This is a genomic window from Bacteroidota bacterium (assembly GCA_039821555.1).
Classification (GTDB): Bacteria; Bacteroidota; Rhodothermia; order Rhodothermales; family Rubricoccaceae; genus JBCBEX01.
In genome coordinates, this window is record JBCBNX010000006.1 from 192,687 (window position 1) to 219,044 (window position 26,358).

Here is a 26,358-nt window from a genome sequence, read left to right on the forward strand (position 1 = left end):
GCCAAGCGGTATGTCACCCCCTAGAATGCCCCCGTTGGGTTCCAAATACGCAGGGCCTACCTACAGTTTGTGGAAGGGTGGCTTGCGCACCGTGCCGCGCTTGAGGCGGTTCCGCACGCTGACGTGGACGGTACTCCCCGGCTTCGTGTAGGCCGGGTCGTTCGGCACGAACCCGAGGCCGATGCCCCGGCCGAGCGTCGGCGACTGGGAGCCGCTGGTGACCTCGCCGATAGGCTCGCCGTCAGGCGTGGCGAGGCCGTGGCCCTGGCGCGGGATCGCGCGCTCGTCCATGACAAACCCGACGAGCTTGCGGGAGAGGCCGTCAGTCTTCTGCTGGGCGAGGGCCTCGCGGCCGACAAAGTCGCCAGCGTTCAGCTTGACGACCCAGCCCAGGCCTGCTTCGAGCGGATTGATCGCCTCGGTGAGTTCGTGGCCGTAGAGGCAGTACCCCGCTTCGAGGCGGAGAGTGTCGCGGGCGCCGAGCCCGGCCGGCTGAAGCCCGTGGGCCTCGCCCGCCTCTACGAGGGCGTTCCACAGCCGCGTGGCGTGCGCAGCATCGGCGTAGAGTTCGAGCCCCTGCTCGCCGGTGTACCCTGTGTGTGACACCAGCATCGGACCCATCCCGAGCAGCTCGTCGATGGTCGCGAAGTGGTAGTACTTCAGCCCGCTGAGGTCGAAGGGCACGCCCTCGCTGGCCAGCAGCGCCTCGAAGACGCGGTGCGACGCAGGGCCTTGGAGCGCCAGCAGCGCCGTCTGCGCCGACTCGTCCGTGAGCGCGGCATCGAAGCCGCTTTCGGCAAGGACCGCCTCCATGTGGGCGAGGTCCTTGCCGATGTTCGACGCGTTGATGACGAGGAGGTATTCCTGCTCGGTGATGGCATAGACGAGCAGGTCGTCCACCGCCCCGCCGTCGTGCTGGCACATCACCGAGTAGAGCGCCTTGCCGTCGTAGAGCTTGCTGACATCGTTGGTGACGAGGTACTGCACGTAGTCGAAGGCCTGCGGTCCTGTGACGCGGACTTCGCCCATGTGGCTCACATCGAAAAGCCCGGCGGCCTCGCGCACGGCGCGGTGCTCGTTGAGGATGGACGTGTATTGGACGGGCATGTCGAAGCCGCCAAATGCCATCATGCGAGCCCCGAGGGCGGTGTGGATGGCGTGCAACGGGGTGACTTGAAGCGACTCGGCCATGGGATGGGACGATAAGAGAAGCAGGCCTGGAAGGGGTTTCGGAAGCAGCAACCAAACTACGCGCCGGTCTTCACTGCGAGCAACCAGAGGTTTCCGGACGACTGCCCCACGCGGCGTGCAACCCAGGCCCGCTGCGCACGAACAGAGGCGTCGAGCCTTTGCTACGTGTCCATGTCCCAGCCTTCGCCCGTGCGCGTTCCTCTCCACGCGATCCCCGTTGCCCTTCAGACCCTTCGCACCAACCCCCTGCACACGGCCCTCTCCACGCTCGGCATCGTCATCGGCGTCGGGGCGCTCGTTGCCATTCTAGCGCTGGGCGACGGCCTGGAGCAGTATGCCCGCGCTCAGATCCTGGAGACGACCGACCTCCAGGCGATCTCATTCACGCCGCGCACTACCGAGGTCATCGATGGCCTGCGGGTATCCCTCGACACGCCCGCACAGCTGACGCCAGACGATGCCGCGGCGCTGCAGTCCACGTTCACGGACGGTACGCTCACCACCCTCGTGCAGTCGCGTTCGCTACTCGTACGGCCGGCGGGTGCCGCCGACACGATGCGCTTGGCCACCAGCGTGGAGGCAGTGCTCCCCAACCTGCTCGACTATCGCGAGCGATACGCCCACACCGGGCGATTGCTCACCGAGGACGACCTCCTCACTTCGGAAGGTCCGGCAGCCGCGCTCGTGAACCCGGCGCTGGCCGCGCGTCTCGGGTTCACGCACGACGAGGCCATCGACCAACGACTGGTCCTCGGAGGCGACACCGTGGAAATCGTGGGCGTGATGGACGATCCCCGCGAGGACCCACAGCCGCTGGTGGTCGTCGGGGTCGGGACTGCGCCGCAGGCATTCGAAAACGGAGCCCCGCCCACGCTGATCGTGCAGGCAGGGGGGATCGAAGATGTACCTGCTGTGCAGGCGCAGGTCGAGGCCTGGCTCGACGAGCACACCGACGCGGGCACGGCTAGCTTCACGGTCGCCACGAACACCGGGCGCGTCGAGCAGGCGCGGCGAGGCATGCTGGCGTTCAAGATGATCATGGGGCTCATCACGGGCATCTCGGTGGTGGTCGGGGGCGTGGGCGTGATGAACGTGCTCCTCGTGTCGATCACGGAGCGGACCCGCGAGATCGGCGTCCGCAAGGCAACCGGCGCGCGTCGCCGCGACGTGCTGGCGCAGTTCCTCGCCGAGTCCGTTGCTATCTCGCTCGTGGGCTGCGGCGTTGGCCTCGCGCTCGGGCTGCTCACGGTGTGGGCCGCGACGCCCCTCATCCGGCAGTGGGCCGAGATTCCCTTCGAGGCGGTGCTCACGACATCGACGGTGGTGGTGGTGCTGGGGGTAGCGCTCGTGATCGGACTGGTTTTCGGGACCTATCCGGCCTGGCGTGCCGCCCAACTCCCGCCCATCGAGGCGCTGCGCCACGAATGAGCGAGCGGGTTCGCCCAAGCGTGGCGGCGCGCGCTAGATTGCGGGCGTCACGTCTACGGTCCGCTCTGCCCATGCTTCGCCTCGCTCCGCTCGTTCTCGCCACGCTCTTCGTCGCCTGCTCTGGCGACGCGCCTACCCCGTCGTCTCCTGCGACAAACCCTGACGACGCGGACCTGCCTGCGGCCTCAGAGGCTATCTCTGCGGATGTTGAGGCCAGCGAGCCTGATACCACCACCTACGTCCTCGTGCTCGGCAATAGCCTCACGGCGGGCTATGGTCTGGCGAACCCCGAGGCCGACGCCTACCCCGCGCTGCTCCAGACGCGAATCGACGACGCAGGGCTGGACGCGCAGGTGGTCAACGCAGGCGTGAGCGGCGACACCTCCGCTGGCGGGCGACGGCGCATCGACTGGGTGCTTCGGCGGCAGCCGGTCGACGTGCTCGTGCTCGCGCTCGGCGGCAACGACGGCCTGCGCGGCCTGTCGCCCGACTCGATGCAGGCCAACCTGAGCGCCATCATCGCCTCCGTCCGCGAGCTAAACGCCGAGGCAGATGTCGTCGTCGCCGGGATGGAAGCGCCGCCCAACATGGGCGATACCTACACCTCGGCCTTTCGCCAAGTCTTCCGCGACCTCGCCGCCGAGCACGACGCCGCCCTCGTTCCGTTTCTCCTCGACGGCGTCGGTGGCATCCCGGCGATGAACCAGCCCGACGGCATCCACCCGACTACAGGGGGGCAGGAGCGCCTCGCATCGAATGTCTGGCCGGTCCTCCGAAGCGTACTCCAGAACGGCTAGTCGGTGGCGTCCCGGTGAGGCGCGCGGGCCTCGTCCTCTAGGTCCTCGATCTCGCCAGGCAAGAGGTAGTCCGGGCCCCGCTTCAACTCGTCGGCCCGGTAGCGCTCCATCAGGTCCTGCGTCCTCATTTCGTAATCAGGCTTGGCGGCCTCGCGCAGCTTGGGCGCGACGAACGTCTGGTAGAGGTAGAGTGGGATCGCGATGGCCGCGCCGATGTAGAGCGCGAGCAGCAGGAGGTCGTTAGACGCAGTCGGGATCGGCAGGTCGGACAGCATGGGCGGGCGTGCGACGGTGGACGAGTCGGGTCCGGTCGCCGCAAGAAGCGCGCCATGGCCGAGGCGTTAGCCGAGGCCGTGCTGGTCAGCCAAGGCCGTGCAGGTCGCGCACGTTGCCGATGAGTGTGCTCAGGTCGTCCGTCGTGGTGCTGCTCGGCGCACCGAACGGGTCTGAGGTCGGCGCGTGCGGGTCCTGCAGCAGCCGCAGGGTGGTGAGGACGCTGTGGGCGACCACGTCCACGTGGTAGCCGCCTTCGAGCGCGCAGACGAGCCGGTCGTCGCAGTGCTGGTCGGCAATCTCCATGCAGAGGAGCACGAGGTCCGCGAAGCCGCGGATGCTGAGCGCCGTCTCGCCGAGCGGGTCGAGGTGGTGCGCGTCAAAGCCCGCCGACACGAACACCATATCGGGCTTGAATCGATCAGCGGTAGGCAGGACCGTACGGCGGTAGAGCTCCAGGATGCCTGCATCGCCTACGTTGGGTGGCAGCGGGAGGTTGAGCGTTGCGCCGACGCCACGCCCCTCGCCCGTCTCCTGGAGGGCGCCCGTGCCGGGATAGAACGGATACTGATGCGACGAGACGACGAGCACATTGGGGTCGTCGTAGAACACCTCCTGCGTGCCGTTGCCGTGGTGCACGTCAAAGTCGACCACGAGCACGCGCTCGGCGCCTTGCACGGCGCGGGCGTGCTGCACGGCGATGGCCACGTTGGCGAAGAAGCAGAAGCCCATCGCTTCGAAGGGGCGCGCGTGGTGGCCGGGCGGCCGGACCAGCGCGAAGCCGTTGTCGACCGCCCCGTCGGCGACGGCGTCGGTGAGCGAAAGGAGCGCCCCAACGCCACGCTCGGCGATGCCGAACGATTCGGGTGTGACGTAGGTGTCGAAGCCAAAGAGAAACGGCGCGCGCTTCTGGGTCTCGCGCAGGAGGTCATAGTAGTCCTGCGGGTGCACGCGCGTGATGGCTGCCTCCGGGTTGGGAACCGGATCGAGGCAAGCCAGGGTGCCGAGGATGCCATCGCGCTCCAACGTGTTGAAGGCGAGGTGCGCCCGCTGCGGCTTCTCAGGATGGTTCGCGTGGACGTGACCGACGTGCGTCGGGTCGTAGGTGTACGCGGTGTGCATGACGGGGTGAGGCGCGACGGGCAGGAGCCTCGGCGCGCGTGCGCAGGGGAAGCGCGCGTGCCGATCGCCCGAAAGTACGGACGCGCACCCCTATGGCGGCGTTCAAGCCCTGATGAACATGGCCGTTGTCCGGTGCTTCGCCGTCAGGCCGGTAGGACCAACGAAAACGCACGCGGCTGGCCCAGAGGCCCCGATACTCCGTACGTCTGCTCGGTGAACCGTGCGCGTCCGTCTGCGATCTGAAGCACGGAGGCCGCTCTGGTGCCATATGCCTCCGAGGCGATGTGGATGGACGACAGCCGCCGCTCCCAGTCGAGCCCGACGCCGGTGTCGGGCAGCGCTCCGTCAGGGGCCTGGGTGGCATCGGCTAGCGCAGCGAGAAGCGCCTCGTCGACCGGTCCTTCGTGGGTGTCCAGAACGCGGGCGAGGTGAGCCTTGCCCTGCACTACCTTCGGCCAAGGCGTGTCGAGCGCGGCATTGCTTAGCCCGTAGCGCCCCGCGTCAAGGCGGCGCAAGTCCTCAACACGGTTTGAGACATACCACAGCTCGGAACAGCGTTGGCTTACCTCGCCGAGAAGCAGGTTGAAGCCATTGTAGGTGTAGCCGCGCTCCGAGACGGCATGAGCATAGGCCTCGGGCGAAGCGCCTCCACGCAGGTAGTCGGCGACGAGGTCGCCGCGCGAGGGAGCGTTTTCGACATGCGGCTGCGTCTCGCGGACGTTGGTGAGCGCCGCCCACCTCCCGCTCCTTGTAAGACCCATCCAGGTGCCGCCGCCACGTAGGTCGCGCCCGGCTAGAAGGCCGGCAGTGTCACGGTCTGCGTGCGTGCCTTCGGCCCAGAAGTGCGCAGGCTCTGTAGGGCGCTCGTAGAACTCGTCCCGATTAGAGGCAAGCGTCAGGCGCCGCGCGTCCGGTCGCCAGTCGAAAACGATGAAGCACACAGGCTAGGTCAGGTGCGTGGGCGAGCAGGGATGCTCAGGCGGTCTCCAGAACTGGTCGATCCCGGGGCACGGAGACCGATCGGGCGACGGAAGGGGGTGCTGGAGGTGATTGCGGGGACGGCGCGAGCACGCGGGCTACGAACCACACCTGGCAGATCCAAATCGCATCGGAGCCCGCCAGGTGAACGATCTGCATCCACACCGGCGCTTTGAGCGCGACGTTGGCCAGCCCAATCCCCATCTGCACGAGGAACAGCGCTACGACGGTAGCGCCTAACAGCTGCGTCACCCGGTCGAGCCCCCGCTGGTTCGCATACCAAACCACGGCCAGCACGCCGAGGACGACTGCGCAGGCGAGCAGCGGGTGCACGATCCGCAGTCCCACAAGCGTCGCCACGATGGGGTCGTCTGCCGGATCAATGCCGCCGCCGAGCGTGAGCGTGTCGCCGAGCGCCGCGACGGCCCCAGAGGCGCCCAGGAAGGTCGTCGCCGCGAGCGAGGCGACGAGGCCATAGCCCAGGGCCGACCGGATGCGCGGGCGCAGGCCCCCGTAGGCGGCGTGGAGCGTGAGCGTCTGCGCCCCCAGCAGCAAAAACGTGTTGACGAGGTGCGCCGCCATCCAGTAGCCGCGCGCCACCGAGACGTTGTAGGCGACGTATTCCAGCAGCACCAACCCTGCGCCGATCGCCGCCTCCGTGCCCATGAAGAAGAGCGACCAGCCCGCGTAGCGCCGGACGGTCGCACCCGACGTGCCGCGCGGGTGCATCGCTTTCGGGAAGGCTCGACGGCTAACAATGAACACCGCCAAGGCCATGAGCATCACGAGTCCGCTCGTGACCCGGTGCGTGAACTCGATGATGGTTTCCGCTGTGGGCGAGCGCGGGATCACGTCGCCGTTGCACAGCGGCCAGTGGTCGCCGCAGCCCGCACCCGAACCGGAGGCCCGCACAAATGCCCCCCACAAGATCACGAGCACCGTCACGCCGAGCGTAGCCCAGGCAATGCGGCGAAAGGCGAGGGGGGAGCGAAGCATGGAACGCAGGGGCAAAGGCGACAGGGCGGAAAGGAAGCGAAAAAGCGGAGCGTGGTTCCTCGTTCAAGCGGACTTCGAGACGGTCAGGCGCCTTCGGTTGCGCTGTTGAGAGGTCGGCACAGCGAGACGCCAGGTCCCCTCTTCGATAATGAACGCCGTGTACGACACCCTAGGGCGACAAATGACTAGCCATAAACCTGGAGATTTAAGTACGGCCCAGCCCTCGCAGGTGTGGCGGATGTTCTCTGCTCTCACCCTGCTCTCTACTCGTCATGCGAATCGCTCTGTGCATGCTCGCGGCGGTGCTCTTCGCCGCATCCGGCTGCGACTCTACCCTCGTGCCGCGCGAAAATCTGACGCCAGGCGACGTGGTAGGCACGTACGTGGGGTCGGCTGAGATAGCAGACGGCCTCGCCAGCCGCTTCACGATGACGCTGACGCCGACGGCCGGGGTGACCTCCGGCACGGCGGCGAGCGCGACGGCAGGCAACCTCGACATCGAGGGCCTGCTTCTGCACAACAGCGTCGCATACGCGATGACGGGCTCAGGCGTGTTCGAGTACCCCAGCGTGTCCCTCGCCGCAAAGGCGCCCAGCTTCGGCGACGACGGGTTCAGCTTCGCCCTCACCGCCGACGCCTCTGGGACGGTGCTGCAGGGCGAGGTCAACGGCCAGTTCATCAAGCTCAACAAACAGCGCTAGCCCGTTCAGGCGGCAACTCGAAACCCGCGGCGGACGGCGGAACTTGGCGGTACCCCGCCCCAATCCCCGCGATTAGACGAGGCGACCTCCCGCGTCGGAGAGGTCGCCTCGTTGCGTTTGGTCTACTGCGAGGCGACGAGGATGCAGCGGGGCGACGAGGGGCTGAGCGGAGTCCCGCCGCACCCAGACATCGTAGCCTCCGGCCAGTCATCCCCGCGCACGCGCTGAGAGGGGTAGGTATTCACACAACGTGGTCGTCTTGTCATCCCGAGCGGCATGCGCGCAGCGAATGGAGTCGAGGGATCTAGGTCGTATCTCCGGGTCAAGAAGAGGCGTGGATGCTGGCCCGGAGACTCTTCGACTCGCTGTGCTCGCTCAGAATGACTTCGTTTTGTGAAAGTCTACCCTTAGCAGCGCGCACGCGGGAATCCACGAGATCACGAGGAGGATGGAATCGGCTCCTTGGGTCCCCAACTGGCAGGAACCAGGGAGGGACCGCCACCTCTCGGAGCTTCGGTCTGCTCGAACTAAACGAGGCGACCTCCCGCATGGGGAAGCCGCCTCGCAAACGCTAAGCGTTCAGGTGCTAGAGCGTTGGGCGTTGGCCTTCGGTTAGAAGTCCATGCCACCCATGCCGCCCATGCCCGGCGCGCCGCCCGGCATCGGGGCTTCCGGCTCCGGCTTGTCGGCGATGACCGACTCCGTGGTCAGCAGCAGCGCCGAGACGCTGGCCGCGTTCTGGAGCGCGGTGCGCGTCACCTTGGTCGGGTCGATAACGCCTTGCTCGATCAGGTCGCCGTACTCTTCCGTGCGAGCGTTGAAGCCGAAGCTGCCCTCGCCTTCCTTGACCTTCTGGACGACGATCGAGCCTTCCAGCCCGGCGTTGCCCGCGATCTGGCGGAGCGGCTCCTCGAGCGCGCGGCGGATGATGTTCACGCCGATGCGCTGGTCTTCGTTGATCGCGTCGACACCGTCGAGCGACGCGATGGCGCGGACGAGCGCGACGCCGCCACCCGGCACGATGCCCTCCTCGACGGCGGCACGCGTGGCGTGGAGCGCGTCCTCGACGCGGGCCTTCTTCTCCTTCATCTCGACCTCCGTGGCCGCGCCGATCTTCAGCACGGCGACGCCGCCTGCGAGCTTGGCGAGGCGCTCCTGGAGCTTCTCGCGGTCGTAGTCGCTGGTCGTCGTCTCGATCTGGCCGCGGATCTGGCCGATGCGGGCCTTGATCGAGTCCTCGGTGCCAGCGCCGTCCACGACGGTCGTGTTGTCCTTCGAGATCACGACGCGCTTGGCGCGGCCGAGGTAGTCGAGAGTGGCGTTCTCAAGACGGTAGCCTTTCTCCTCGGAGATGACCGTGCCGCCCGTGAGGACTGCGATGTCTTCGAGCATGGCCTTGCGGCGGTCGCCGAAGCCCGGGGCCTTCACGGCCGCGACCTTGAGCGTGCCGCGCAGCTTGTTCACCACGAGCGTGGCGAGCGCTTCGCCCTCGGTGTCCTCCGCGACGAGGAGCAGCGGCGCACCCATCTGGGCAACCTTCTCCAGCACGGGGAGGATGTCCTTCATCGTGCTGATCTTCTTGTCGTGGATCAGGATGTAGGGGTCCTCCAGGACGACCTCCATGTTGTCGGGGTCAGTCACGAAGTAGGGCGATAGGTAGCCGCGGTCAAACTGCATGCCCTCGACCGTGTCGAGCTCGGTCTCGGTACCCTTGGCCTCTTCGACCGTGATGACGCCGTCCTTGCCGACCTTGTTCATCGCCTCGGCGATGAGGTTGCCGATCTCGTCGTCGTTGTTGGCCGAGATGGCGCCGACCTGGGCGATCTCGTTCTGGCCATCGATCTCGCGGCTCTGCGTGCGCAGATTGGCGACGATGGCGTCAACGGCCTTGTCGATGCCGCGCTTGATATCCATCGGGTTGGCGCCCGAGGTGACCGAGCGGAGGCCCTGGTTCATGATTGCCTGGGCGAGGACCGTGGCGGTCGTCGTGCCGTCGCCAGCGACGTCCGAGGTCTTGGAGGCGACCTCCTTGACCATCTGCGCGCCGACGTTGGCGAGCTTGTCTTCGAGCTCGATCTCCTTGGCGACAGTGACGCCGTCCTTGGTGACGGTCGGGGCACCGAATTTCTTCTCGATGATGACGTTGCGGCCCTTCGGGCCGAGCGTCACCTTGACGGCGTTGGCAAGCGTATCGACACCCTTCTTGAGGGAGTCGCGCGCCTCGACGTCAAAAATGATTTGCTTAGGCATAATGGTGTTCAGGTTCTAGGTTGGAATGGGGGAGAGCGTTCGGTGAGCGCAGCGGCCTCGCAGAGAAAAAGCTCCCGGAAGCGGCGCTTCTACCGAGGCTCTTAGCTGACAACGCCGAGGATGTCGCTCTCGCGCATGATGAGCACGTCGTCGCCGTCGAGGGCGATCTCGGTGCCAGCGTACTTCCCGTAGAGGACGGTGTCGCCCTCCTGGACGGTCATGTCGATCTTGGTGCCGTTCTCGACGCGGCCAGGGCCGACGGCAACGACGGTGCCGCGCTGGGGCTTTTCTTTGGCAGTGTCGGGGATGTAGAGACCACCGGCGGTCTGGGTCTCGGCCTCCTGGGGCTTGACGACCACGCGGTCGGCCAGCGGCTTGAGCTGTGCCATGGTGCGTAGGGGGATTGGTTTAAAAAGGAAAATGTGAGGTGTCGAGAAATGACGTTGGCACTCGCTAGTTCCAAGTGCTAGCACTCTTTTTTATCTGGTGCAAAGGTGGAACGGGAGCCCCCGTGCAGTGATTCAGGCTCGGCCATGAACCTCCCGTTAACCTCGTCTGGCTCGCACTCCCGCCGTCCTCGCCTCGTAGCCTGGACGCTGGCCTTGGGCGCGACGCTCCTGCTCGCGGTCCTGGCAGTCGCACCGCCGCACGTACCAGAAGGGCTGCGTGGGGCCATCATGCACGGGTTTCACCTCGCCTGCCACCAACAGCCCGACCGCTCGTTTGCGATACACGGCATCGCGTGGGCGCTCTGCCACCGCTGCGCGGGCATCCTCGGCGGCCTGCTCCTCGGCCTGCTCACCACTCGCTCGATCACTACCTCTGCGCAGGCGCTCTACATCCGCGGCCTTCGCAAACCTCTCTTGATCGGCACCATCGCGCTTGTGTCGCTCGACTGGACGCTGGGCGCGGTGGGCGTGTATGACCTCGTCGCCACGCGCATCATCACGGGTGCGCTTTTCGGCTGCATTGCCGGGCTAGTCTTGGGAGAGGGACTCGCTTGGGGACACGTGAGGGACGGGGTCGGGGAACAGGGGATAGGGGATAGGGGATAGGGATAGAGTGCAGGTAATCTCGGTGGACCGGCCTGCTTGCACCTCCTACTTCGCACCTCTCACTTCGCACCTCCCATGCCTGTCGTCCGTGTTGCTGCTGCCGTTGATCTCGCCGAGGGCGAGATGCAAGAAATTGAGGTCGAGGGCACGAAGCTGCTACTCTCCAATGTCGGTGGCCAGTTCTATGCTACGTCGGCCTTCTGCACGCACTACGGTGCGCCCCTCGCTACGGGCGTCCTCGCCGGGCCGAAGGTGATCTGTCCGTGGCACCACGCCGTCTTCGACGTCACCGACGGCGCGCTGGACGAGCCGCCCGCGCTGGACGACCTCGCCCGCTTCAACGCGACCGTCGAGGGCGGCGAGGTGTTCGTCGACCTCCCCGAAGATGGGGTAGGCGATGGTGTGGCTCCGCACCAGGGCTGCGTGCCCGCGATGGTCGACCGTGACTTCGACGCCGACTCGCGCACGTTCGTGATCGTCGGCGGCGGTGCCGCGGGGCAGGCGGCGGCCGAGACGCTGCGGCAGGTCGGCTTCCAGGGCCGCGTCGTGCTCGTCACCGATGCTGGCGGGCGCCCCATCGACCGCACCAAGCTGAGCAAGGGCTACCTCAGCGGGGCGAGCCGCGACAGCCTGCCGCTGCGCGCGCCCGACTTCTTCGAGCGCTACGGTATCGAACTACGCACCCAGCACCGTGTCGCTACGCTCGACGTCGATGCGAAGACCCTACACTTCGCGGGTAGCGGTGACGGAGCCGCGCCCGAGCCACTTAGGTACGACGCCGCGCTCCTCGCTACGGGGGGGACGCCACGCCGTCTTGGCATTCCCGGCACCGACCTCGACGGCGTCTTTTTACTGAGGTCAACGGAGGACGCGACGCAAATCGTCGAGGCGGCTGAGGCGGGTCAATCGGCCATCGTGATCGGGACGGGCTTCATCGGCATGGAGGCGGCCGCCGCGCTGATCGGGCGTGGTCTCAGCGTCACCGTCGTCGGCATCGAAGCCGTGCCGTTCGAGCGCATCCTCGGGTCCGAGGTGGGCCGCGTCTTCCAGGATCTCCACGAGGAGAACGGCGTTGCCTTCCGCATGGAAGCGTCCGCCGACGCGGTCTCGAAGACCGACGGCGGCCTGCGCCTCACCCTCGGCGACGGCTCCACGCTCGAAGCCGACTTCATCGTGATGGGCGTCGGCGTCACCCCGGCAACCGATTTCTTGGACGGTCTGCCCATGGACGACCGCGGCGCGCTCGTCGCCGATGCCAACCTGCAGATCGGCCCCGACCTCTACGCCGCGGGTGACATCGCCTCCTATCCCGAGGCACGTCTCGGCGAGCGCGTGCGCATCGAGCACTGGCGGCTGGCGCAGCAGCACGGCCGCATCGCCGCGCGCAACATGGCCGGGCAGGCCGTCCCGTTCGAGGCCGTGCCCTACTTCTGGAGCGGCCAGCTCGGCATGAACCTCCGCTACCTCGGCCACGCCAAGTCCTGGGACGAAATCCTCATCGACGGCAGCCTGGACGACCGGCAGTTCGTGGCGTACTACGTCAAGGATGGCCGCGTCATCGCTGCCGCTGGGGTCAAGCGCGACAAGGTCATCGCCTCGCTGCACGCGCACTGGATGACGGGCGGCACGACATCCGCCGATGAGGTGCGGGGGTAGGTGCACGTATCTTCGTCGCTCTTTTTGCAACCTCAACGTGTGTGAGGGTATGAGAGTGTGGGCGTGTGCGATGAGCTACGTTCACGCCCCCCTGTACCCCAGACTCCCGACTCCGTGAAGCTCCGCGCTCGACTTCTTCTCCTCAGCGCCGTCGTGACGGTCATTCTCGTGATCGATCAGGTCACGAAGCGGCTGGCGGTGGAGCACCTCTACGGCGAGCCGGTCGTCTCGCTCTTCGGCGGCTTCCTGAAGCTCCTCTACGCCGAGAACGAGGGTGCCATGCTCGGCCTCGGCGGCACGCTCGCCGACGAGACGCGCTTCATGCTGTTTGTGGTCATGAACGCGGTGCTCCTCGGCGGTCTGACCATCTTCCTGCTTACGCGATCCGTGCTGCGCCGCGGCGAGGTCGTCGCGCTGGCGCTCATCCTCGGCGGCGGACTCGGCAACCTCTGGGACCGCATCGTCAACGAGGGGCATGTCGTGGTCGACTTCCTGCTGCTCACGGCCTTCGGTCGTCAGATCACGGGCGTCTTCAACATTGCCGACATGGCGATCATGGGCGGCGTCATCACGATGCTCATCCTCTCGTTCTTCCCGCCGAAAGAGCCCGATGCGAAAGAGAGCACGCATGAAGCCAGCGTCGCTGAGCCCCAGCCTGAGGGCTAGCCCAGGATCTGATCGTACTCAGCGTGCGAGCCGATCCAGATCCAGACGACACCTTCTGGTTTGTCCATCCCGAGGGCGCGGTAGTGCAGCCCGACGCGTACAGACCACAACTGCTTCCGGTCGCCGACCTTCTTGAACTGAAGCGACGGATGCGACGGGTTCTCCTGGAGCAGCTTGAACTGCTTGTCGGCGAGCGCTCGAACGTGGCCGGGGAGCGCGTGGTAGTGTTTCCAGTAGACCGGCAGCGTGAAGTGGTTCACAACGGCTCGGTTTTGCCTGCTTCGTATTCGGCTTCGGCCTCAGCGAGGAATGCGTCCAGGCGTCCCGTATCGAGGTCGTTTGCGATTCGCTCATCCCACCCAATCGATCTCTCGATGCGTAGATCCTCAACCAGAGATGGGAAGTCATCAAGTAACCAAGCAGCGAAAAGCTGAGCTGCTAGGATTAATCCATTTTTTGCGTCTTCACCTCGGACAAAACTGTCTCTTGCAAACAGAAAAAGAGGTGTAGGATGCACATACTTCGACAAAGGCTTGTAAAAGCGATAGTACTCTTCGAGGCAATTCGTTTCCTTGGCAAGTCTGTGCTGGTTGAAGCGAACTGGAACGTCTAGGCCCCACTCCAATGCGAGCGATTCCATGCGCTCGACGGACTCCTTAAAGTCTAGGATAGCTTTGTCATGATCCTCTTCGGGCAAATCTGAAGTCCAAGACCGTCGAAGCTCTTTGTACTCGCCAATCGGCCGAAGCAATACTTCTTGAAGCCTTTCTGGCGAAGAGAGTGCATAAAGAGATAAGAGTCGTATCTCGAATATTGAGCGGGCAATCCAGGCAAGAAGGTCTGTATCCTCGCTTTGGAGACGATCTAAACGAGCAAGCTGCTTCCTCAGATAGATGAGAACGGTCGTTGAGAACCGTTTTAAATCTCCATCGCCCAGATCTTGGCGCAGGCCCAAGTCTATGTAGGCAATCATCTTCGCGATGTTGCCGCTGATCTCCTCTTCAGACTCGAAGGGAACAGAGCCTGCGTCAGTTGCGAAGGTCTTAGCCATATCGCACTTTGAAAGCTACGCTGCTTCCGCCTGAAGCCCAGCGTCCACGAGCGAGGCAGCGGCGTCAACCAATCCGTCCGGCCCGATGCCGACCTCGTCATGCAGTTCGCGCTGCGTGCCGTGCTCGATGAAGCGGTCCGGCATGCCGAGGCGGACGACCTTCGTGCCGTGGAAGTCGTTCTCCATCGCCCACTCCACGACGGCCGTGCCTGCCCCGCCCACGATCACGCCGTCCTCGACGGTGATGACCTTGTCAAACGTCGAGAAGACCTCGGTGAGGAGGTCGTCGTCGAGCGGCTTGCAGAAGCGGAGGTCGTAGTGCGCGGCGGAGATGCCATGCCCGGCGAGGCGCTCGCGGGCCTCGTAGACGTACTGCCCGATAGCGCCGTAGGTCACGAATGCTACGTCCGAGCCGTCGGCGATCTTGCTGCCCTTGCCGATCTCGATCTCGTGGAACTCGTCGCGGAGGTCCATGCCCGTGGCCTGGCCGCGCGGGTAGCGGAGCGCGATGGGGCCATCGTCGTAGAGGGTGGCCGTGTACATCAGGTCGCGGAGGTCCTGGTCGTCCAGCGGCGCGGCGCAGATCATGCCCTGCACGGCGCGCATGTAGGCGATGTCGAGCGCGCCGTGGTGCGTTGGGCCGTCGGCCCCGGCGAAGCCCGCCCGGTCCATGCAGAAGACGACCGGTAGGTGTTGCAGCGCCACGTCGTGCACAATGCCGTCGAAGGCGCGCTGGAGGAACGTCGAGTAGATCGCCACGAACGGCTTGAGGCCCTGCGTCGCGGCCCCGGCGGCTTCGACGACCGCGTGCATCTCGGCGATGCCCACGTCGAAGGCGCGGTCGGGCATGGCGGCCATCATCAGCTTGAGGCTCGTGCCACTCGGCATCGCAGCGGTGTAGCCCACAATGCGCGGGTCCTCCTCGGCCAGCTCGATGATCGCCTCGCCGAAGATCTGCTGCCACTTCTTGGCAGCGGTGCCGTTGGAGGTCGCCTTCACGAGCGTCTTGCCCGTCACCTTGTCGAACGGCGACGACGACGCGTGCCACTTGACCTGGTCGGCCTCGGCGGGCGCGAAGCCCTTGCCCTTGACCGTGAGCGCATGCAGGAGGATCGGGCCGGGCAGCTTGCGGATCTCCTTGAGCCGCTTCGCGAGCTGCTTTACGTCGTGCCCGTCGACCGGGCCGATGTAGCGGAAGCCGAGCGCTTCGAAGAGCATCCCGGGCGTGATGGCGGCCTTGACGCCATCCTCGACGCGGCTGGCGATGCGCTGGAGCGTGCCGCCGCCCATGCCTTTGAGCTTCTCGAAGAACTCCCAGACGTCCGTCTTGAGGTCGTTCCAGCCCTCGGATGAGGAGACGCGCGCGAGGTACTCGTGCAGCGCACCCACGTTAGGGTCGATGGAGATGCGGTTGTCGTTGAGCACGACCGTCATGTCGGTCCCCGCCACGCCCGCGTTGTTGAGCCCCTCGAACGAGAGCCCGCCCGTCATCGCCCCGTCGCCGACGATGGCGAGGATCTTCTGGTCGGTGCTCAGGATGTCGCGCGCCCGCGCCATGCCGAGCGCCGCTGAGATCGCCGTCGACGCGTGCGCCACCCCGAAGGCGTCATACTCCGACTCGCTGATCTTCGGGAAGCCCGAGAGGCCGCCGTACTTCCGCTGCGTGTGAAACTGCTCGCGGCGCCCCGTGAGGATCTTGTGCCCGTACGCCTGGTGGCCGACGTCCCACACGACCGGGTCGGTGGGCGTCTCGTAGGCCCAGTGCGCGGCGACCGTGAGCTCGACGACACCGAGGGACGCCCCGAAGTGGCCGCCGTGCACGCTCACCACATCGATGATGTGCTGCCGGAGCTCGTTGCAGAGCTGGGGGAGGTCGTCGAGCGGGAGGCAGCGGAGGTCCTTTGGCGTGTGGATGCTTGCGAGGAGCGGGCCGGGGGTGAACGGGGTCGCGGGCATGAGAGCGTCGAGTGGGTAGCGGGAAGTGCGGGTCCGAAGAAGTGCAGAGGACCCTAGTAGAGAGGCGGGGAGGGGCAGCGCGCTATTCGAGCGCGAGTTCTTGCACGCGCAGTTCCGCGGCGTCGAGGCGGGCGAGCAGGTCGCGCGCGAGCCCGACGCCCTCTTCGTAGCGAGCGAGGCTCGTGTCGAGGTCTGCGTTGCCGTCTTCGAGCGCCTGGACGAGCGATTCGAGGCGCTGGAGGGCAGCTTCGAACGGGAGCGGGGCGTCGTCAGGCATAATGAAAGGCGTGGGCTACAGATGTGCAAGATAGGCGTGGGGCCTATTCCAAACAGCCGGGGAAACCCCGTGGGCTTTGAGCGTGTGGGAAAAGCCTACGCGCCTCAGAGACGTGCGAGGCGACCGTCGGTTTCGCCCGGTTAACACCGTTCGTTCGTGTAAGCGATTACATCGGGGGCCTTGGACGGTTTGGTGCGGCGTGCACCGACAATCCACTAAGCCCGTGATGGCGCAGCGCTATTTGATCGGCTGGTCGTCGTAGGCACCGAGCCCAAAGAGCGCGAAGTCGTAGCGGCACGGGTCGCCGGGGTCTAGCGCGCGGCAGCGAGCCGTGAGCGCCTGGGCGGCTCGCCAGTCGTCCTGCGTGCGAAGTAGGAGCCCGAGTTTGCGGGCCTGCCGCCCGGTGTGCACGTCGAGGGGCAGCACGAGTTGGGCGGGGCGGATCGCGGTCCACAGCCCGAGGTCGACGGGGCCGGGGCGCACCATCCAGCGGCAGTACATCGCCAGGCGCTTGCAGGCGCTTTTGGTGGACGGGCGGGCGACGTGTTTGCGGAGCCGCGGCAACTGTGCGTGCTGGAGAACGGTATCGGAGAAGCCCTGGATCGCGGGGCCGATGTCCGGCGCGTCGTTTGGCAGGTGCGCGGCGAACGCGCCTTCGAGGGAGCCGTGCGCATGTATGACGTGCGAGAGCGCGCCGGTGAGGGCAAGGACGTCCTGCGGCTGGAAGGTGCGGTGCTTGAAGCCACCGAGCCGCGCCCCGTCGCGCTCGGCGTTGAAGTCGCGGACGAACGCGTAGGGGCGGTAGTCCATCCGCTCGGCTAACTCGGCAGCCTTTTTCAGGATGACCGAGCGGCGGCCCCAGGCGAGGAGCGCCGCGTAGAACCCGATCACCTCCTGATCGCGCGGGTCGTCGAAGCCGTGCGGTACCGAGATCGGGTCGTCGGCGATGAACGCAGGGCGCTCGTACCGCTCGACGAGCGCGTCTAGGCGAGGCTTGAGTTCTAACAGGAAATCGTCCGCAGTCTCCACGTCAAGCTTCCTACTTCTCACTTCGCGCTTCCCATGTCAACGGTCGGGCGTTCGAGGTCGAAGACGCCGTCTTTCACGCGCACGTAGCCGGTGCCGCCGAGGCGCCCGACGGGGTCGAGGAGGTGCGTGTCGGCGTAGCGCCCGTTTGCGGTGGCCCCGTCGGTGAGGTGGGCGAGGGCGATCCGGACGAAGACGGCCTGTCCCGCGCGTGGCCCGTCGCCGAACGACACGATGCGGTCAAGCACGGCCTCGAAGGCCACGGGCGCTTCGGCGACGCGCGGGGGGGCCACACTCTCAGATGGCACGGGCGTCAGCCCACACGCCTCGAACTCGCTCGTGTCGGCGGGCCAAGCGGCACTCGTCTGATTCATGGCGTCCGCGAGCGTGTGCGGGACGATGTGAACGACGCACTCGCCCGTGGCGCGGAGGTTGGCAAGGGTGTCCTTCATGCGCGCGCCTCCGTCGGGCTGTGGGGCCATCTGCGGAGCGAACATCAGCACCGGCGGGTCGATGGAGGCGACGTTGAAGAACGAGTAGGGGGCCAGGTTGGCTATACCCTCCTCACTCAACGTGGACACCCACGCGATGGGGCGGGGGACCACGGCCGAGACGAGCAGCTTGTAGACCTCCGCGGGCGGATGGCCGTCGATGCGAAACGTAGGCATTAGGCGTCCTCGTCCGGGGAAAGGCCCGGAGCCAGGTTGCGCGCCTCCGAATCAGGCGCGTCGCGCTCAACGACGAGCGTGATGTCTGTCACGAGCGCCGCGATTGCGCCGAGCGCCGCAAGCATGGGCGTGAGCAGCACCGCAGCCGCACCGGCACCCACGCCGACCGTGAGCGGAATTTCGAGCAGCGTCCGCTCGTCTTTCTTGATGGCGATGCGGCGGACGTTGCCTTCCTCGATGAGGTCGCGCACCTTGTCAACGAGTTGTGAGCCGGCCACCTTGACCTCCTGGAGGGTCTTCTCACCGACGGCCTTGGCGTCGTCGAGGGGGGAGCGGTCGTTGGACATGGGAGGGGCCGTGAGCGGCGTGCGTTTTGGGGAAAAGCGAGCGCCGCTATTACGAAAGGGAATCGGCCGGGGTTCTTTCGCCCGTGTCGAAAACAGGGGACACTCTGGGTGGAAGGGTGCGCTATCAAAATCTGCCCCTAGCGCGTAAAAAAAGCGAAACAGCAGGCGCTAGTAAACGGCGTGGCCCCTCGAAAAGCGCTGGGGACGGACTCGGGCACCCGAGAACAGGCACGGTCCTGGTACAGGTCCCCCTCGAACACGCAAAGGGGCACCTGCTCCGAAAGCGGCACCCCGTCGCACCGTGATTCACACCCAACCACACAGCGGCGGTTACCACCGCCACCCCACAACCAACCCCTCCAGGAGGTACCCAACATGGGACAGCAGCAACTTCTCCTTCTCGTCCTCGGCATTGTCATCGTCGGCCTCGCGGTCGTCGTCGGCATCCAGTCGTTCAGCGAGAACCAGGTCAAGGCCAACGCTGACGCGCAGGTCAACGACGCCATCCGCATCGCTTCGGACGCGCAGGCTTGGAACCTCAAGCCGACGGCCTTCGGCGGCGGCAACGGCGCCTTCACCGCCCTCACGCTCGCGAAGCTCGGCTACGAGACCAACACCGCCGGTGCGTACACCAACCTCAACGGTGAGTACACACTCGCGATCAACTCGGGTGCGGTTCGCATCACCGGCTTCAACACGACCCTCGGGACCGGCGTTGCGATGGTCGTCTGCGGCACCACGCCGTCGAACATTGCCACCCAGGTGAGCACGGGTCTGACGGCCGCGCCGACGACCTTCCCGACCTGCACGTAAGGTCTGCGCGCTAGCGCAACCCGGCCCCGTAAGGCCGGACATCTTGGCGGCACTCTCGTCGGGGCTCAGGTCTCGGCGGGGGTGCCGTCTCTCGTTGGGGAAAACCTGCCCAATCCGGCCCTGCGAGCACGTGTGCTGGCAGGGTCTTTGAACTAGAAGAGAGCCCTGCCACGACTCCATCGCCTCAGAACCGTCCCCACCCGATGCGTTCGTCTCTCCACGCTCTCTTGAGCCGGTTTCGACCTGCTTCACTCTCGTCCAAGCGTTCCCGACGGGCCGTCGATGGCGTGTGGCTCGCGTCGCTGTTCGCGCCGCTCGTGTTCCTGGTGGTAGTGAGTCGCCTCATGGAGATGAGCAACGTGGGCATGATCGGGCTGGATGGGTTCCTGGGGCGCATCTGGATGTATGCGCCGCTGCCCGCGCTCGGGCTGGGCATCGGCGTGACCACCATCGCGATGACGCGCAGGCGGCACCCGGCCGTAGCCGTCGCTCTCGGGCTGGGGGCGTGCGTGCTGACCTGGCAGGCGGCGAAGGCGCTGCCCGTCTGGTGGCTCCAGGGCTGGCTCTCCACGCTGCCGCTGGCCTACATGCAGTGGGACCTCGTGTGGGTGAGCCTGTTGCTCCTCGCCTCGACGGCTTGGCTGGCCGCGCCGCCGCGCGCCGGATCGCTCGCCCTGCGCCGTACCGCCATTCAACTCGGCGCGGTGGGCGTGGCGGTGTTCTATGCCTTCGAGGCGATGCTTTGCCTGACGATTGGGATGCCTGGGGTCTACTACCCCGCCATGGATGTCGTCGCCAATGCGCGTGCGTTGCTGCCGGTGTTGCTAGACAGCGCGTCACCGACGAAGGTGATGGTGGCGCTGCTGCCGGGGAGCATTCTGCTCGGTCCCATGCTCGTGACAGCGCTGCGACGGCGGCAAGCAGCCCTCCCGGAAGCACCGAGAGCGCACAGCGGCGCGGCCTACCTGGTGTGGGGAACGACCGCCGTGATGCTCGGCCTGATGGTCATGCCGCCTCCTGCGACGGAGCGAGTGGTCGAGAGCGCGGTCGCCCGCTTCCTCGCGACGGCCTACCACGACACGCAGCAGCCGGTCCCCGAGGCCAGCGGCGACGCGATGGCTTTCGACACCCACCACCTCCGCCTGGTCCCGGGCGCGGAGACCTCTGACGCCGCGACGCCCGACTCGACAGCACAGACGAAACGGCGCAACGTCGTAGTGATCCTGCTCGAATCCGTCCGCGCCACCGCCACCACGCCCTACGACAGCACGCTCGCCACCATGCCGTTCCTGAACGGACTCGCTAGGCGCGGCACGGTCTACGAGCGGACGTACGCCTCGGCGTCGTACACCAACAAGTCGATTGTGACGGTCTTTGGCGGCGTGCCGCCGAGCCCCGTCCCGTTCGTTGAGAAAGCCGAAGCGTTCCCCGGTGGGCTGCCGACGCCTGGGCTCCCGTCCATGCTTCGCGCACATGGCTACCGCACGGCGTTCATTACCCCAGCCACGTTCGAGTTCGAGCGCAAGGACCTCATCCTCGAAAACCTCGGCTTTGAGGAAATGCTAGGGGACGGCGACCACGACACGGACGGGTACACACCGAAAGCCTACTTCGGCTACGAGGACCGGATCACGCTCCCCACACTCGAACGCTGGCTCGACGACCCCGACCCGCGTCCCTTCTTTCTCAGCCTCCTCACGCTCTCGGCCCACCACCCCTACGATACACCGCCCGACTTCCCTCTCCGCAGGTACGTCCGCGACGATGAACTGAACGCCTACTACAACGCGATTCGCTACACCGACGTCTACCTCCGCGAGGTGTTTGCGCTCTTCCGCGACCGCGGCCTGCTCGACGAGACGCTCTTCGTTATTACCGGGGACCACGGCGAGGCCTTCGGTGAACACGGCGCACGCACACACGGCGATGTGCTCTGGGACGAAGTGCTCCACGTACCGATGGTCCTCTTCGGACCTGGTATCCCTGCAGGCATCCGCGACGGAGAGGGACGGCATCACATCGATGTCGTGCCCACCATTGCAGAATGGCTCGACTACGACCTCGTGGACGGGACACTACCTGGGCACTCGATGTTTGCGCCGCCGCCGCCTGGACGCCGTGTCTACCACACGATGAAGAGCGGCCGCAATGCCCTTGCCCTGCGTGTCGACGGGAAGAAATACATCTACTGGGGCCGCCGCCGCCCCATGATGGTCTTCGACACGATCGCCGACCCGTTCGAACTGCGCAACATCGCCCACGAACTCCCTGAGGGCGAACGCCGCGCCGTCGAGGCCGAACTTGTCCGGTGGCGTCACAGCGTCGAGTTGGCCTACGAAGAGGCCCGCGCGCTCGCTACCGAGCGTCAGAGCGTAACATCATCCTCGTAGCACCAGCCCCATGTCTCGCCGGGTTCAAGCGAGCGGATGATGGCGTGGCCGGTCGCCTCGTAGTGCTTCCTCGCGTGCTGGTTGGGCGACGAGTCGCAGCAGCCGACATACCCGCAGACCATGCAGATGCGGAGGTGCACCCACCAGTCGCCGGTCTTGAGGCAATCCTCACAGCCGTGGGCCGAGGGCTGGACCGGCCGGATCTGGTGGAGGTGTGAGCACTTCTTCGCGGCCTCTGGGTCGGGTTCCAGCGTGTACGTTCGCTCGGTGTCGATCCGCCGCCGCATCGAAGGCGTAACCTGCGAGGGCGTTGGGTACGGGTTCGGTGGTGGCGGTCCTGCATCGCCACCGTCGTTGCCTGCCGAGCCCTCGCCCGGGTCACTACGGAAGAGCGGCGCGAGATGCTTGAACGCGTCCGTCGGCCCTTCGAGTGTGAGCGTGTTGCCGGGATGCAGCACCGTGCTAGGTCCGGGGTGCTCGTAGGTCGTCCCGTCCTGCACGACAGCGAGCGCCGTCACGTCGTGCTCGTCGAGGTGAAGCTCGTCGAGCGACCGCTCTGCGGCCATCGCGGTCTTGCGGATGGTGACCGTGCGCGTCATGTGGCTGGCCTCGTCGGTCACGACGGGCTCGACCGTCTCGGCATCGCGGTCGAAGGCCGCGTAGTTGCCCGCGCGGAGCGCTTCCTCTGCGTCCAGGATGCGATCCGGCTCGATCTGGTACTGACGCAGGACCTCCTCGAAGAGCGCCACGAGCGCTTCGAGGTCCTCGGCGATCACGCGGTCTACACCGCCCTCGTTCAGGTGGTGGATGTCCAGGTGCGTGCGCGTGCTCGCGATGATGCGGGTGGTCGGGCTGAGCACACCTGCTACGGCGGCAACGCGGTGTGCCATCGCCGGGCCGTCGTCAGGGATGACGAGCAGCTTGGCACGGTCGAGGCCGAGCGCGTTGAGGATGTGCTGCTTCGAGTAGTCGCCACGCAACACGTGTAGGCCCATGGCTTCGGCTTCGCGGGCGCCCTCTGGCGAAAGCGTCGCCACCACGAAGGGCACGCCCGAGCCGCGTAGCACCCGGACGAGCTTCCGGGCGGCTCCGCCGTAGCCCGCCACGATCACGTGGTCGTGGAGGTGTGCGAAGTGCGCGTCGTCGACGGTGGGCATCGGCGCCGCGGCGTCGCTGGCTGCGCCCATCTTGTCCCGAAGCTTGCCCTGCACGCGGCCCGCGAGCGCTACCAGACCCGGCGTCGCAGCCATCATCAGGACCGTCGCGGCGATGAACGTCTGCGCGCCGTCCGCCCCCATGCCTGCAGGGGTGAGCCCGACTTCGCGGCCTGCGCGCTCCAGCACGAACGAGAACTCGCCCACCTGCGCCAGCGTCAGGCCGGTCGCCGCCGCCACCGGCAGGCTGTAGCCCAGCATCCGCACGCTCGCCATCGCGATCACGGCCTTCAGCAGCAACAGCACCACGACGATGCCGAGCACGAGCGGCAGGTTCTGCACCAGAAAGCCGAGGTCGAGCAGCATCCCTACGGAGACGAAGAACGTCGCCGAGAAGAGGATCTGGAGCGGCAGGATCTCTCCGAAGGCGTGCTCGGAGAACTTCGACTCGCTCACGACGAGGCCCGCGAGGAACGCGCCTAGCGAGATCGACACGCCCGCAAGGCCGACGAGGTAGGCGGTCCCGAGGCAAATGCCTACAATCACGAGCAGGAACACCTCCGACGAGCACGTCCGCGCCACCGCTTCGAGAAGGGGCGGCATGAGCCGCTGCGCCACCACGAACACGAGCACGATCACGCCGAGGGCCGTCCCGAGCGCCTGCGCGATGTCGAGCGGCCCACCGCCCGCGCCCGCCAGCATCGGCACGAGCAGCACCATCACGATGATCGCAATGTCTTGGAAGATGAGCAGGCCCACCGACGCCTGCCCGGCCTCGGTGCCCGTCTCGTTGCGGTCGCCGAGCAGCTTCAGGACGATGGCCGTCGAGGAGAGCGCGACGAGGAAGCCCGTGAAGATGCCCACTTTCCAGTCAACGCCGAAGGGCAGCAGGATGAGCGTCACTGCCGCGGTCGTGAGCCCGACCTGCAGGCCGCCGCCGCCCACGATGAGGCGCCGGATCTTGGCGAGCTTCTCTAAGCTGAACTCGATGCCGATGGTGAAGAGCAGCAGCAGCACGCCGATCTCCGCCGTCGCGTCGACGAGCTCGATGTCCTTGACGAGGCCCAACTGGTTCGGCCCGATGATGACGCCCGCGATGAGAAAGCCCACGATGGGCACCAGCCCGATCCGCTTGGAGACGTAGGCGATGACGGCCCCCGCCAGCACCAGCGCGACGACTTCGGTGAGGTAGGCGGGCAGCGCGCCGGCTGCGAAGACGGGGTAGGGCATGGGGTGAGGAGTTGGGGACCGGATGCCAGAGAATACCACCCCGGGTGGATTGTTCACGGGTCCTACCCGAAGTGGTTGGTGAGTGGGCCGGTGTCGCGGTGTGGCGGTGTCACCATGGGACTTGGCGTGGTAAATCGGGCGCACACCTTTTCACTGCCTCACTGCCTCACTGCCTCACTGCCTCACTGCCTCACTGCCTCACTGCCTCACTGCCTCACTGCCTCAGTCACCAACCCCTACCTTGTGACCTTTCGCCGCCGCGTGGCGGCTCCCCTCGCAAAACCACCCCTGCCCATGTCCGCGCCTCGGTCCAAGTCCGTGTTGGACGCCGCGTTCGTAGTCCGTGCCCAGAACGGCGATGAGATCGCCCGGTCTCGGCTGTTGCGCGCCCTGGAACCGATCCTCCGGGGCTTCTTCATCAAGCGCGCCGGCCACCGCGCCGAGATCGACGACCTCGTCCAGAACACCCTCGTGCGCGTCCACACCGGCCTCGGTGACCTCAACGACCCCGCCCGCCTCAAGGCGTTCGCGATGAAAGCGGCCTTCTTCGAACTGCAAGACCTCTACCGGGGCCGCTACACCGCCCGCGAGTCGCTGTTCGACCCCGACCTCCCCGGCCCCGCCAGCCCCGACACGACGGCGAGCACCGGCCTGGGTCTCGATCTCGACCGCGCCCTCTCCGAGCTGACCGACCACGCTCGTGAGATCATCGAGCTGCGTGAGCAGGGCTACCGCTACACCGAGATCGCCGAGACGCTCGGCACCACCGAGGCCGCTGTCAAGATGCAGGTCAAGCGCGCCTTCCAAAAGCTGCGCGACCTCCTCGCAGTCTTCGCGGTGATCCTCGCCGGCTCTGTGACGCTGCCCACGCTGGGCGCGGCTCTCAAAGGGCTGGCTTGACCTTGTACAACGCTCGCACAACGCACCCCCCGCGTCCCCGACTTCTCTCCCACGCCCAACGGGCTGCCAACCACGCTGACGCCGCCGACTCCGATGGCTTCTTCTCCGATGTCTCCGGACACCCTCGCCCTCTACGACTCCCTCGCACCCGCCGAGCAGGCCGCGCTCCGTGCTGCCCTGGCCGAGGACGCTAACCTCCGCGCGGCGTTCGATCGGTGGCGCGCCGTCCGCGTGACCGTCCGCGCCGACCTCGACGCGGCGGTGCCCGACCGGCACCTCTTTGTGCTCTACGCGCTCGGCGAGGACGACCCCGCACTCTTGTCAGACGACGAAGCAGCGCGCGTAGCCGCTGCCAAGGCCGATCTCGACGCCGCCGTGCATCGCTATCCGGGCCTCCGCGCGGCCGTGCGCCGGGTCTGGGCCGACCGCATGGCGTTCGACGCGGCCTGGGACGAACTTGCCGAGGCGTCCTTTGCTGAAGCGGCGATGGCTGATGTCCGTGCGGAAACGCCGACGAACCTGACAGTCAGCACGACCTCGACGTCTGATCCTGCCGTGAAGCGCCGCGCTGCGGATCGAGGTAGCCTCGGACGCGCGACGACGCTGCGTGGGGGCGCGCGGTGGGTCTGGCGCATCAGCGCCGCCGTGGCCGTGGTGGCCTTCGTGGCCGTGGCCATCTCCATTCTGGTGCGCGACAGCGGCTTCGACACGATCCAGACGGCGTCGGGCGTGACCCAAGTCATCGAGCTCGCCGACGGTTCGACGGTGGAACTGGCCGAGAACACGACGCTGATGGTGGCCGCGGCCGGCAGCGACCGCTCGCCGCGCTACGTCCGGCTCCGCGCAGGCACCGCGCTCTTCGACGTGCGGGAGAGCTCCGAGCCGTTCATCGTGGAGACGACGCCAGCCCGCACGACCGTCCTCGGCACCGTGTTTACCGTCGAGACGACGGACGCACAGACCGAGGTGACGCTGCTGAGCGGCGCCGTGGAACTCGTCTCGCGGGTGCAGCCGGGGCAGGCGGTGACGCTCTCGCCCGGCCAGCGTAGCGAGGTGGTCGGCGGCGATGCCCCGACGGCACCGGAGCGCGTGGATGCCCAGTTGGCCGCCTCGTGGGCCCGCTACTTCTACTTCGAGCAAACGCCGCTCTCCGTAGCGGCGGCTGAGCTGAGCGCGCACTACAGCGTCGCCATCGACGTGGGCGAGACGCTGGCTGCCGAGACGTTCACCTCCGCTGGTAGCCTGGAACGCGCCATGCCCGTCGAGGACCTCCTCGATCTCTTGGCCCGCTCGCAAGGCTCCCGCGTCGAGGCTGTCGAGGGTGGCTATCGCCTCGTGCCGTAGGGCCGACGCAAGAAAAGAGGGTGTAGCCGTTTCTCAACCACAGTAGGCGGCGTCCCTCGTCATGAGTCCTGGGTAAGGCCCTTCATGGT

General features: G+C 66.6%; 25 protein-coding genes. 10 read left to right on the plus strand and 15 right to left on the minus strand.

The genetic code is table 11. From position 1 onward, the window contains the following. Positions 1 to 60: 60 nt before the first annotated feature. Positions 61 to 1,191: a glycine cleavage system aminomethyltransferase GcvT gene (gene gcvT, locus AAFU51_09790; GenBank protein ID MEO1571547.1), complete on the minus strand. Its 1,131-nt coding sequence runs from the start codon at positions 1,189 to 1,191 to the stop codon at positions 61 to 63. A 189-nt stretch (positions 1,192 to 1,380) separates the two neighbouring features. Here gcvT and AAFU51_09795 point away from each other — a divergent pair, with 189 nt between their 5' ends. Beyond that, on the plus strand, positions 1,381 to 2,619 hold the full coding sequence (locus AAFU51_09795; GenBank protein ID MEO1571548.1) for an ABC transporter permease: 1,239 nt from the start codon (positions 1,381 to 1,383) through the stop codon (positions 2,617 to 2,619). Positions 2,620 to 2,690: 71 nt separating this feature from the next. Next, positions 2,691 to 3,416 carry an arylesterase gene (locus AAFU51_09800; GenBank protein ID MEO1571549.1) on the plus strand — a complete coding sequence of 242 codons (726 nt, stop codon included), beginning with the start codon at positions 2,691 to 2,693 and terminating at the stop codon, positions 3,414 to 3,416. On the opposite strand, the gene AAFU51_09805 is transcribed toward AAFU51_09800, so the two are convergent. The 4 genes from AAFU51_09805 to AAFU51_09820 all read right to left on the minus strand — a co-directional run bounded on the left by AAFU51_09805 (position 3,413) and on the right by AAFU51_09820 (position 6,785). Then, positions 3,413 to 3,691 carry a hypothetical protein gene (locus AAFU51_09805; protein ID MEO1571550.1) on the minus strand — a complete coding sequence of 93 codons (279 nt, stop codon included), beginning with the start codon at positions 3,689 to 3,691 and terminating at the stop codon, positions 3,413 to 3,415. The genes AAFU51_09800 and AAFU51_09805 overlap by 4 nt on opposite strands. Positions 3,692 to 3,776: 85 nt before the next feature. Then, positions 3,777 to 4,811 carry a histone deacetylase gene (locus AAFU51_09810; protein MEO1571551.1) on the minus strand — a complete coding sequence of 345 codons (1,035 nt, stop codon included), beginning with the start codon at positions 4,809 to 4,811 and terminating at the stop codon, positions 3,777 to 3,779. Positions 4,812 to 4,954: 143 nt separating this feature from the next. After that, complete coding sequence (locus AAFU51_09815) at positions 4,955 to 5,752, minus strand: NRDE family protein (protein MEO1571552.1); 798 nt, start codon at positions 5,750 to 5,752, stop codon at positions 4,955 to 4,957. A 34-nt stretch (positions 5,753 to 5,786) separates the two neighbouring features. After that, the gene (locus AAFU51_09820) at positions 5,787 to 6,785 is read right to left on the minus strand and encodes a COX15/CtaA family protein (protein ID MEO1571553.1); all 999 of its coding nucleotides are present in this window, start codon (positions 6,783 to 6,785) and stop codon (positions 5,787 to 5,789) included. 272 nt (positions 6,786 to 7,057) lie between these two features. Here AAFU51_09820 and AAFU51_09825 point away from each other — a divergent pair, with 272 nt between their 5' ends. Next, positions 7,058 to 7,486, plus strand: a complete 429-nt coding sequence (locus AAFU51_09825; protein MEO1571554.1) for a hypothetical protein — start codon at positions 7,058 to 7,060, stop codon at positions 7,484 to 7,486. Positions 7,487 to 8,098: 612 nt separating this feature from the next. On the opposite strand, the gene groL is transcribed toward AAFU51_09825, so the two are convergent. Together groL and groES are read right to left on the minus strand one after the other, a co-directional pair. Further along, on the minus strand, positions 8,099 to 9,739 hold the full coding sequence (groL, locus tag AAFU51_09830; protein MEO1571555.1) for a chaperonin GroEL: 1,641 nt from the start codon (positions 9,737 to 9,739) through the stop codon (positions 8,099 to 8,101). Between the two features lie 98 nt (positions 9,740 to 9,837). Then, a complete protein-coding gene (gene groES / locus AAFU51_09835; GenBank protein ID MEO1571556.1) occupies positions 9,838 to 10,125 on the minus strand; it encodes a co-chaperone GroES in 288 nt (95 codons plus the stop codon). Positions 10,126 to 10,269: 144 nt separating this feature from the next. Between groES and AAFU51_09840 the strand changes: the two genes are divergently transcribed. The 3 genes from AAFU51_09840 (at position 10,270) to lspA (ending at position 13,113) form a co-directional block, all read left to right on the plus strand. Continuing rightward, entirely contained in the window at positions 10,270 to 10,791 is a 522-nt protein-coding gene (locus AAFU51_09840) for a DUF2085 domain-containing protein (protein ID MEO1571557.1), read from the plus strand. Positions 10,792 to 10,866: 75 nt separating this feature from the next. After that, a complete protein-coding gene (locus AAFU51_09845; protein MEO1571558.1) occupies positions 10,867 to 12,447 on the plus strand; it encodes an FAD-dependent oxidoreductase in 1,581 nt (526 codons plus the stop codon). Between the two features lie 114 nt (positions 12,448 to 12,561). Then, positions 12,562 to 13,113: a signal peptidase II gene (gene lspA, locus AAFU51_09850; GenBank protein ID MEO1571559.1), complete on the plus strand. Its 552-nt coding sequence runs from the start codon at positions 12,562 to 12,564 to the stop codon at positions 13,111 to 13,113. On the opposite strand, the gene AAFU51_09855 is transcribed toward lspA, so the two are convergent. The 7 genes from AAFU51_09855 to AAFU51_09885 all read right to left on the minus strand — a co-directional run bounded on the left by AAFU51_09855 (position 13,110) and on the right by AAFU51_09885 (position 18,438). Further along, positions 13,110 to 13,373, minus strand: a complete 264-nt coding sequence (locus tag AAFU51_09855) for a hypothetical protein (protein ID MEO1571560.1) — start codon at positions 13,371 to 13,373, stop codon at positions 13,110 to 13,112. The genes lspA and AAFU51_09855 overlap by 4 nt on opposite strands. Further along, positions 13,370 to 14,164, minus strand: coding sequence for a DUF5677 domain-containing protein (locus tag AAFU51_09860; protein ID MEO1571561.1), 795 nt, complete (start codon positions 14,162 to 14,164; stop codon positions 13,370 to 13,372). Before AAFU51_09860 ends, AAFU51_09855 begins: the two co-directional genes overlap by 4 nt. A gap of 15 nt (positions 14,165 to 14,179) precedes the next feature. After that, positions 14,180 to 16,120, minus strand: coding sequence for a 1-deoxy-D-xylulose-5-phosphate synthase (gene dxs, locus AAFU51_09865; protein ID MEO1571562.1), 1,941 nt, complete (start codon positions 16,118 to 16,120; stop codon positions 14,180 to 14,182). 82 nt (positions 16,121 to 16,202) lie between these two features. Further along, complete coding sequence (xseB, locus tag AAFU51_09870) at positions 16,203 to 16,397, minus strand: exodeoxyribonuclease VII small subunit (GenBank protein ID MEO1571563.1); 195 nt, start codon at positions 16,395 to 16,397, stop codon at positions 16,203 to 16,205. A 237-nt stretch (positions 16,398 to 16,634) separates the two neighbouring features. Further along, positions 16,635 to 17,426: a TIGR02757 family protein gene (locus AAFU51_09875; GenBank protein MEO1571564.1), complete on the minus strand. Its 792-nt coding sequence runs from the start codon at positions 17,424 to 17,426 to the stop codon at positions 16,635 to 16,637. Between the two features lie 17 nt (positions 17,427 to 17,443). Then, positions 17,444 to 18,091 (minus strand): flavin reductase family protein, encoded by a 648-nt coding sequence (locus AAFU51_09880; GenBank protein MEO1571565.1) that lies wholly within the window; start codon positions 18,089 to 18,091, stop codon positions 17,444 to 17,446. Beyond that, positions 18,091 to 18,438, minus strand: a complete 348-nt coding sequence (locus AAFU51_09885; protein MEO1571566.1) for a DUF4342 domain-containing protein — start codon at positions 18,436 to 18,438, stop codon at positions 18,091 to 18,093. Before AAFU51_09885 ends, AAFU51_09880 begins: the two co-directional genes overlap by 1 nt. Before the next feature lie 375 nt (positions 18,439 to 18,813). Here AAFU51_09885 and AAFU51_09890 point away from each other — a divergent pair, with 375 nt between their 5' ends. Then, a complete protein-coding gene (locus AAFU51_09890; protein ID MEO1571567.1) occupies positions 18,814 to 19,251 on the plus strand; it encodes a hypothetical protein in 438 nt (145 codons plus the stop codon). Between the two features lie 203 nt (positions 19,252 to 19,454). Further along, on the plus strand, positions 19,455 to 21,641 hold the full coding sequence (locus tag AAFU51_09895) for a sulfatase (GenBank protein MEO1571568.1): 2,187 nt from the start codon (positions 19,455 to 19,457) through the stop codon (positions 21,639 to 21,641). On the opposite strand, the gene AAFU51_09900 is transcribed toward AAFU51_09895, so the two are convergent. Then, positions 21,617 to 24,025 (minus strand): cation:proton antiporter, encoded by a 2,409-nt coding sequence (locus AAFU51_09900; GenBank protein MEO1571569.1) that lies wholly within the window; start codon positions 24,023 to 24,025, stop codon positions 21,617 to 21,619. The two genes, AAFU51_09895 and AAFU51_09900, sit on opposite strands and share 25 nt — an antisense overlap. 294 nt (positions 24,026 to 24,319) lie before the next feature. Here AAFU51_09900 and AAFU51_09905 point away from each other — a divergent pair, with 294 nt between their 5' ends. Then, on the plus strand, positions 24,320 to 24,925 hold the full coding sequence (locus tag AAFU51_09905; protein ID MEO1571570.1) for a sigma-70 family RNA polymerase sigma factor: 606 nt from the start codon (positions 24,320 to 24,322) through the stop codon (positions 24,923 to 24,925). A 108-nt stretch (positions 24,926 to 25,033) separates the two neighbouring features. Continuing rightward, complete coding sequence (locus AAFU51_09910) at positions 25,034 to 26,269, plus strand: FecR family protein (protein MEO1571571.1); 1,236 nt, start codon at positions 25,034 to 25,036, stop codon at positions 26,267 to 26,269. Positions 26,270 to 26,358 lie beyond the last annotated feature (89 nt).

Coding starts and splice junctions, on each gene's coding strand:
- AAFU51_09845 (MEO1571558.1), top strand. CDS start 10,867: ATGCCTGTCGTCCGTGTTGCTGCTGCCGTTGATCTCGCCGAGGGCGAG.
- AAFU51_09825 (MEO1571554.1), top strand. CDS start 7,058: ATGCGAATCGCTCTGTGCATGCTCGCGGCGGTGCTCTTCGCCGCATCC.
- groES (MEO1571556.1), bottom strand. CDS start 10,125: ATGGCACAGCTCAAGCCGCTGGCCGACCGCGTGGTCGTCAAGCCCCAG.
- AAFU51_09905 (MEO1571570.1), top strand. CDS start 24,320: ATGTCCGCGCCTCGGTCCAAGTCCGTGTTGGACGCCGCGTTCGTAGTC.
- AAFU51_09885 (MEO1571566.1), bottom strand. CDS start 18,438: ATGTCCAACGACCGCTCCCCCCTCGACGACGCCAAGGCCGTCGGTGAG.
- AAFU51_09890 (MEO1571567.1), top strand. CDS start 18,814: ATGGGACAGCAGCAACTTCTCCTTCTCGTCCTCGGCATTGTCATCGTC.
- AAFU51_09895 (MEO1571568.1), top strand. CDS start 19,455: ATGCGTTCGTCTCTCCACGCTCTCTTGAGCCGGTTTCGACCTGCTTCA.
- AAFU51_09860 (MEO1571561.1), bottom strand. CDS start 14,164: ATGGCTAAGACCTTCGCAACTGACGCAGGCTCTGTTCCCTTCGAGTCT.
- AAFU51_09900 (MEO1571569.1), bottom strand. CDS start 24,025: ATGCCCTACCCCGTCTTCGCAGCCGGCGCGCTGCCCGCCTACCTCACC.
- AAFU51_09805 (MEO1571550.1), bottom strand. CDS start 3,691: ATGCTGTCCGACCTGCCGATCCCGACTGCGTCTAACGACCTCCTGCTG.
- AAFU51_09810 (MEO1571551.1), bottom strand. CDS start 4,811: ATGCACACCGCGTACACCTACGACCCGACGCACGTCGGTCACGTCCAC.
- AAFU51_09910 (MEO1571571.1), top strand. CDS start 25,034: ATGTCTCCGGACACCCTCGCCCTCTACGACTCCCTCGCACCCGCCGAG.
- gcvT (MEO1571547.1), bottom strand. CDS start 1,191: ATGGCCGAGTCGCTTCAAGTCACCCCGTTGCACGCCATCCACACCGCC.
- AAFU51_09820 (MEO1571553.1), bottom strand. CDS start 6,785: ATGCTTCGCTCCCCCCTCGCCTTTCGCCGCATTGCCTGGGCTACGCTC.
- AAFU51_09800 (MEO1571549.1), top strand. CDS start 2,691: ATGCTTCGCCTCGCTCCGCTCGTTCTCGCCACGCTCTTCGTCGCCTGC.
- xseB (MEO1571563.1), bottom strand. CDS start 16,397: ATGCCTGACGACGCCCCGCTCCCGTTCGAAGCTGCCCTCCAGCGCCTC.
- AAFU51_09840 (MEO1571557.1), top strand. CDS start 10,270: ATGAACCTCCCGTTAACCTCGTCTGGCTCGCACTCCCGCCGTCCTCGC.
- dxs (MEO1571562.1), bottom strand. CDS start 16,120: ATGCCCGCGACCCCGTTCACCCCCGGCCCGCTCCTCGCAAGCATCCAC.
- AAFU51_09880 (MEO1571565.1), bottom strand. CDS start 18,091: ATGCCTACGTTTCGCATCGACGGCCATCCGCCCGCGGAGGTCTACAAG.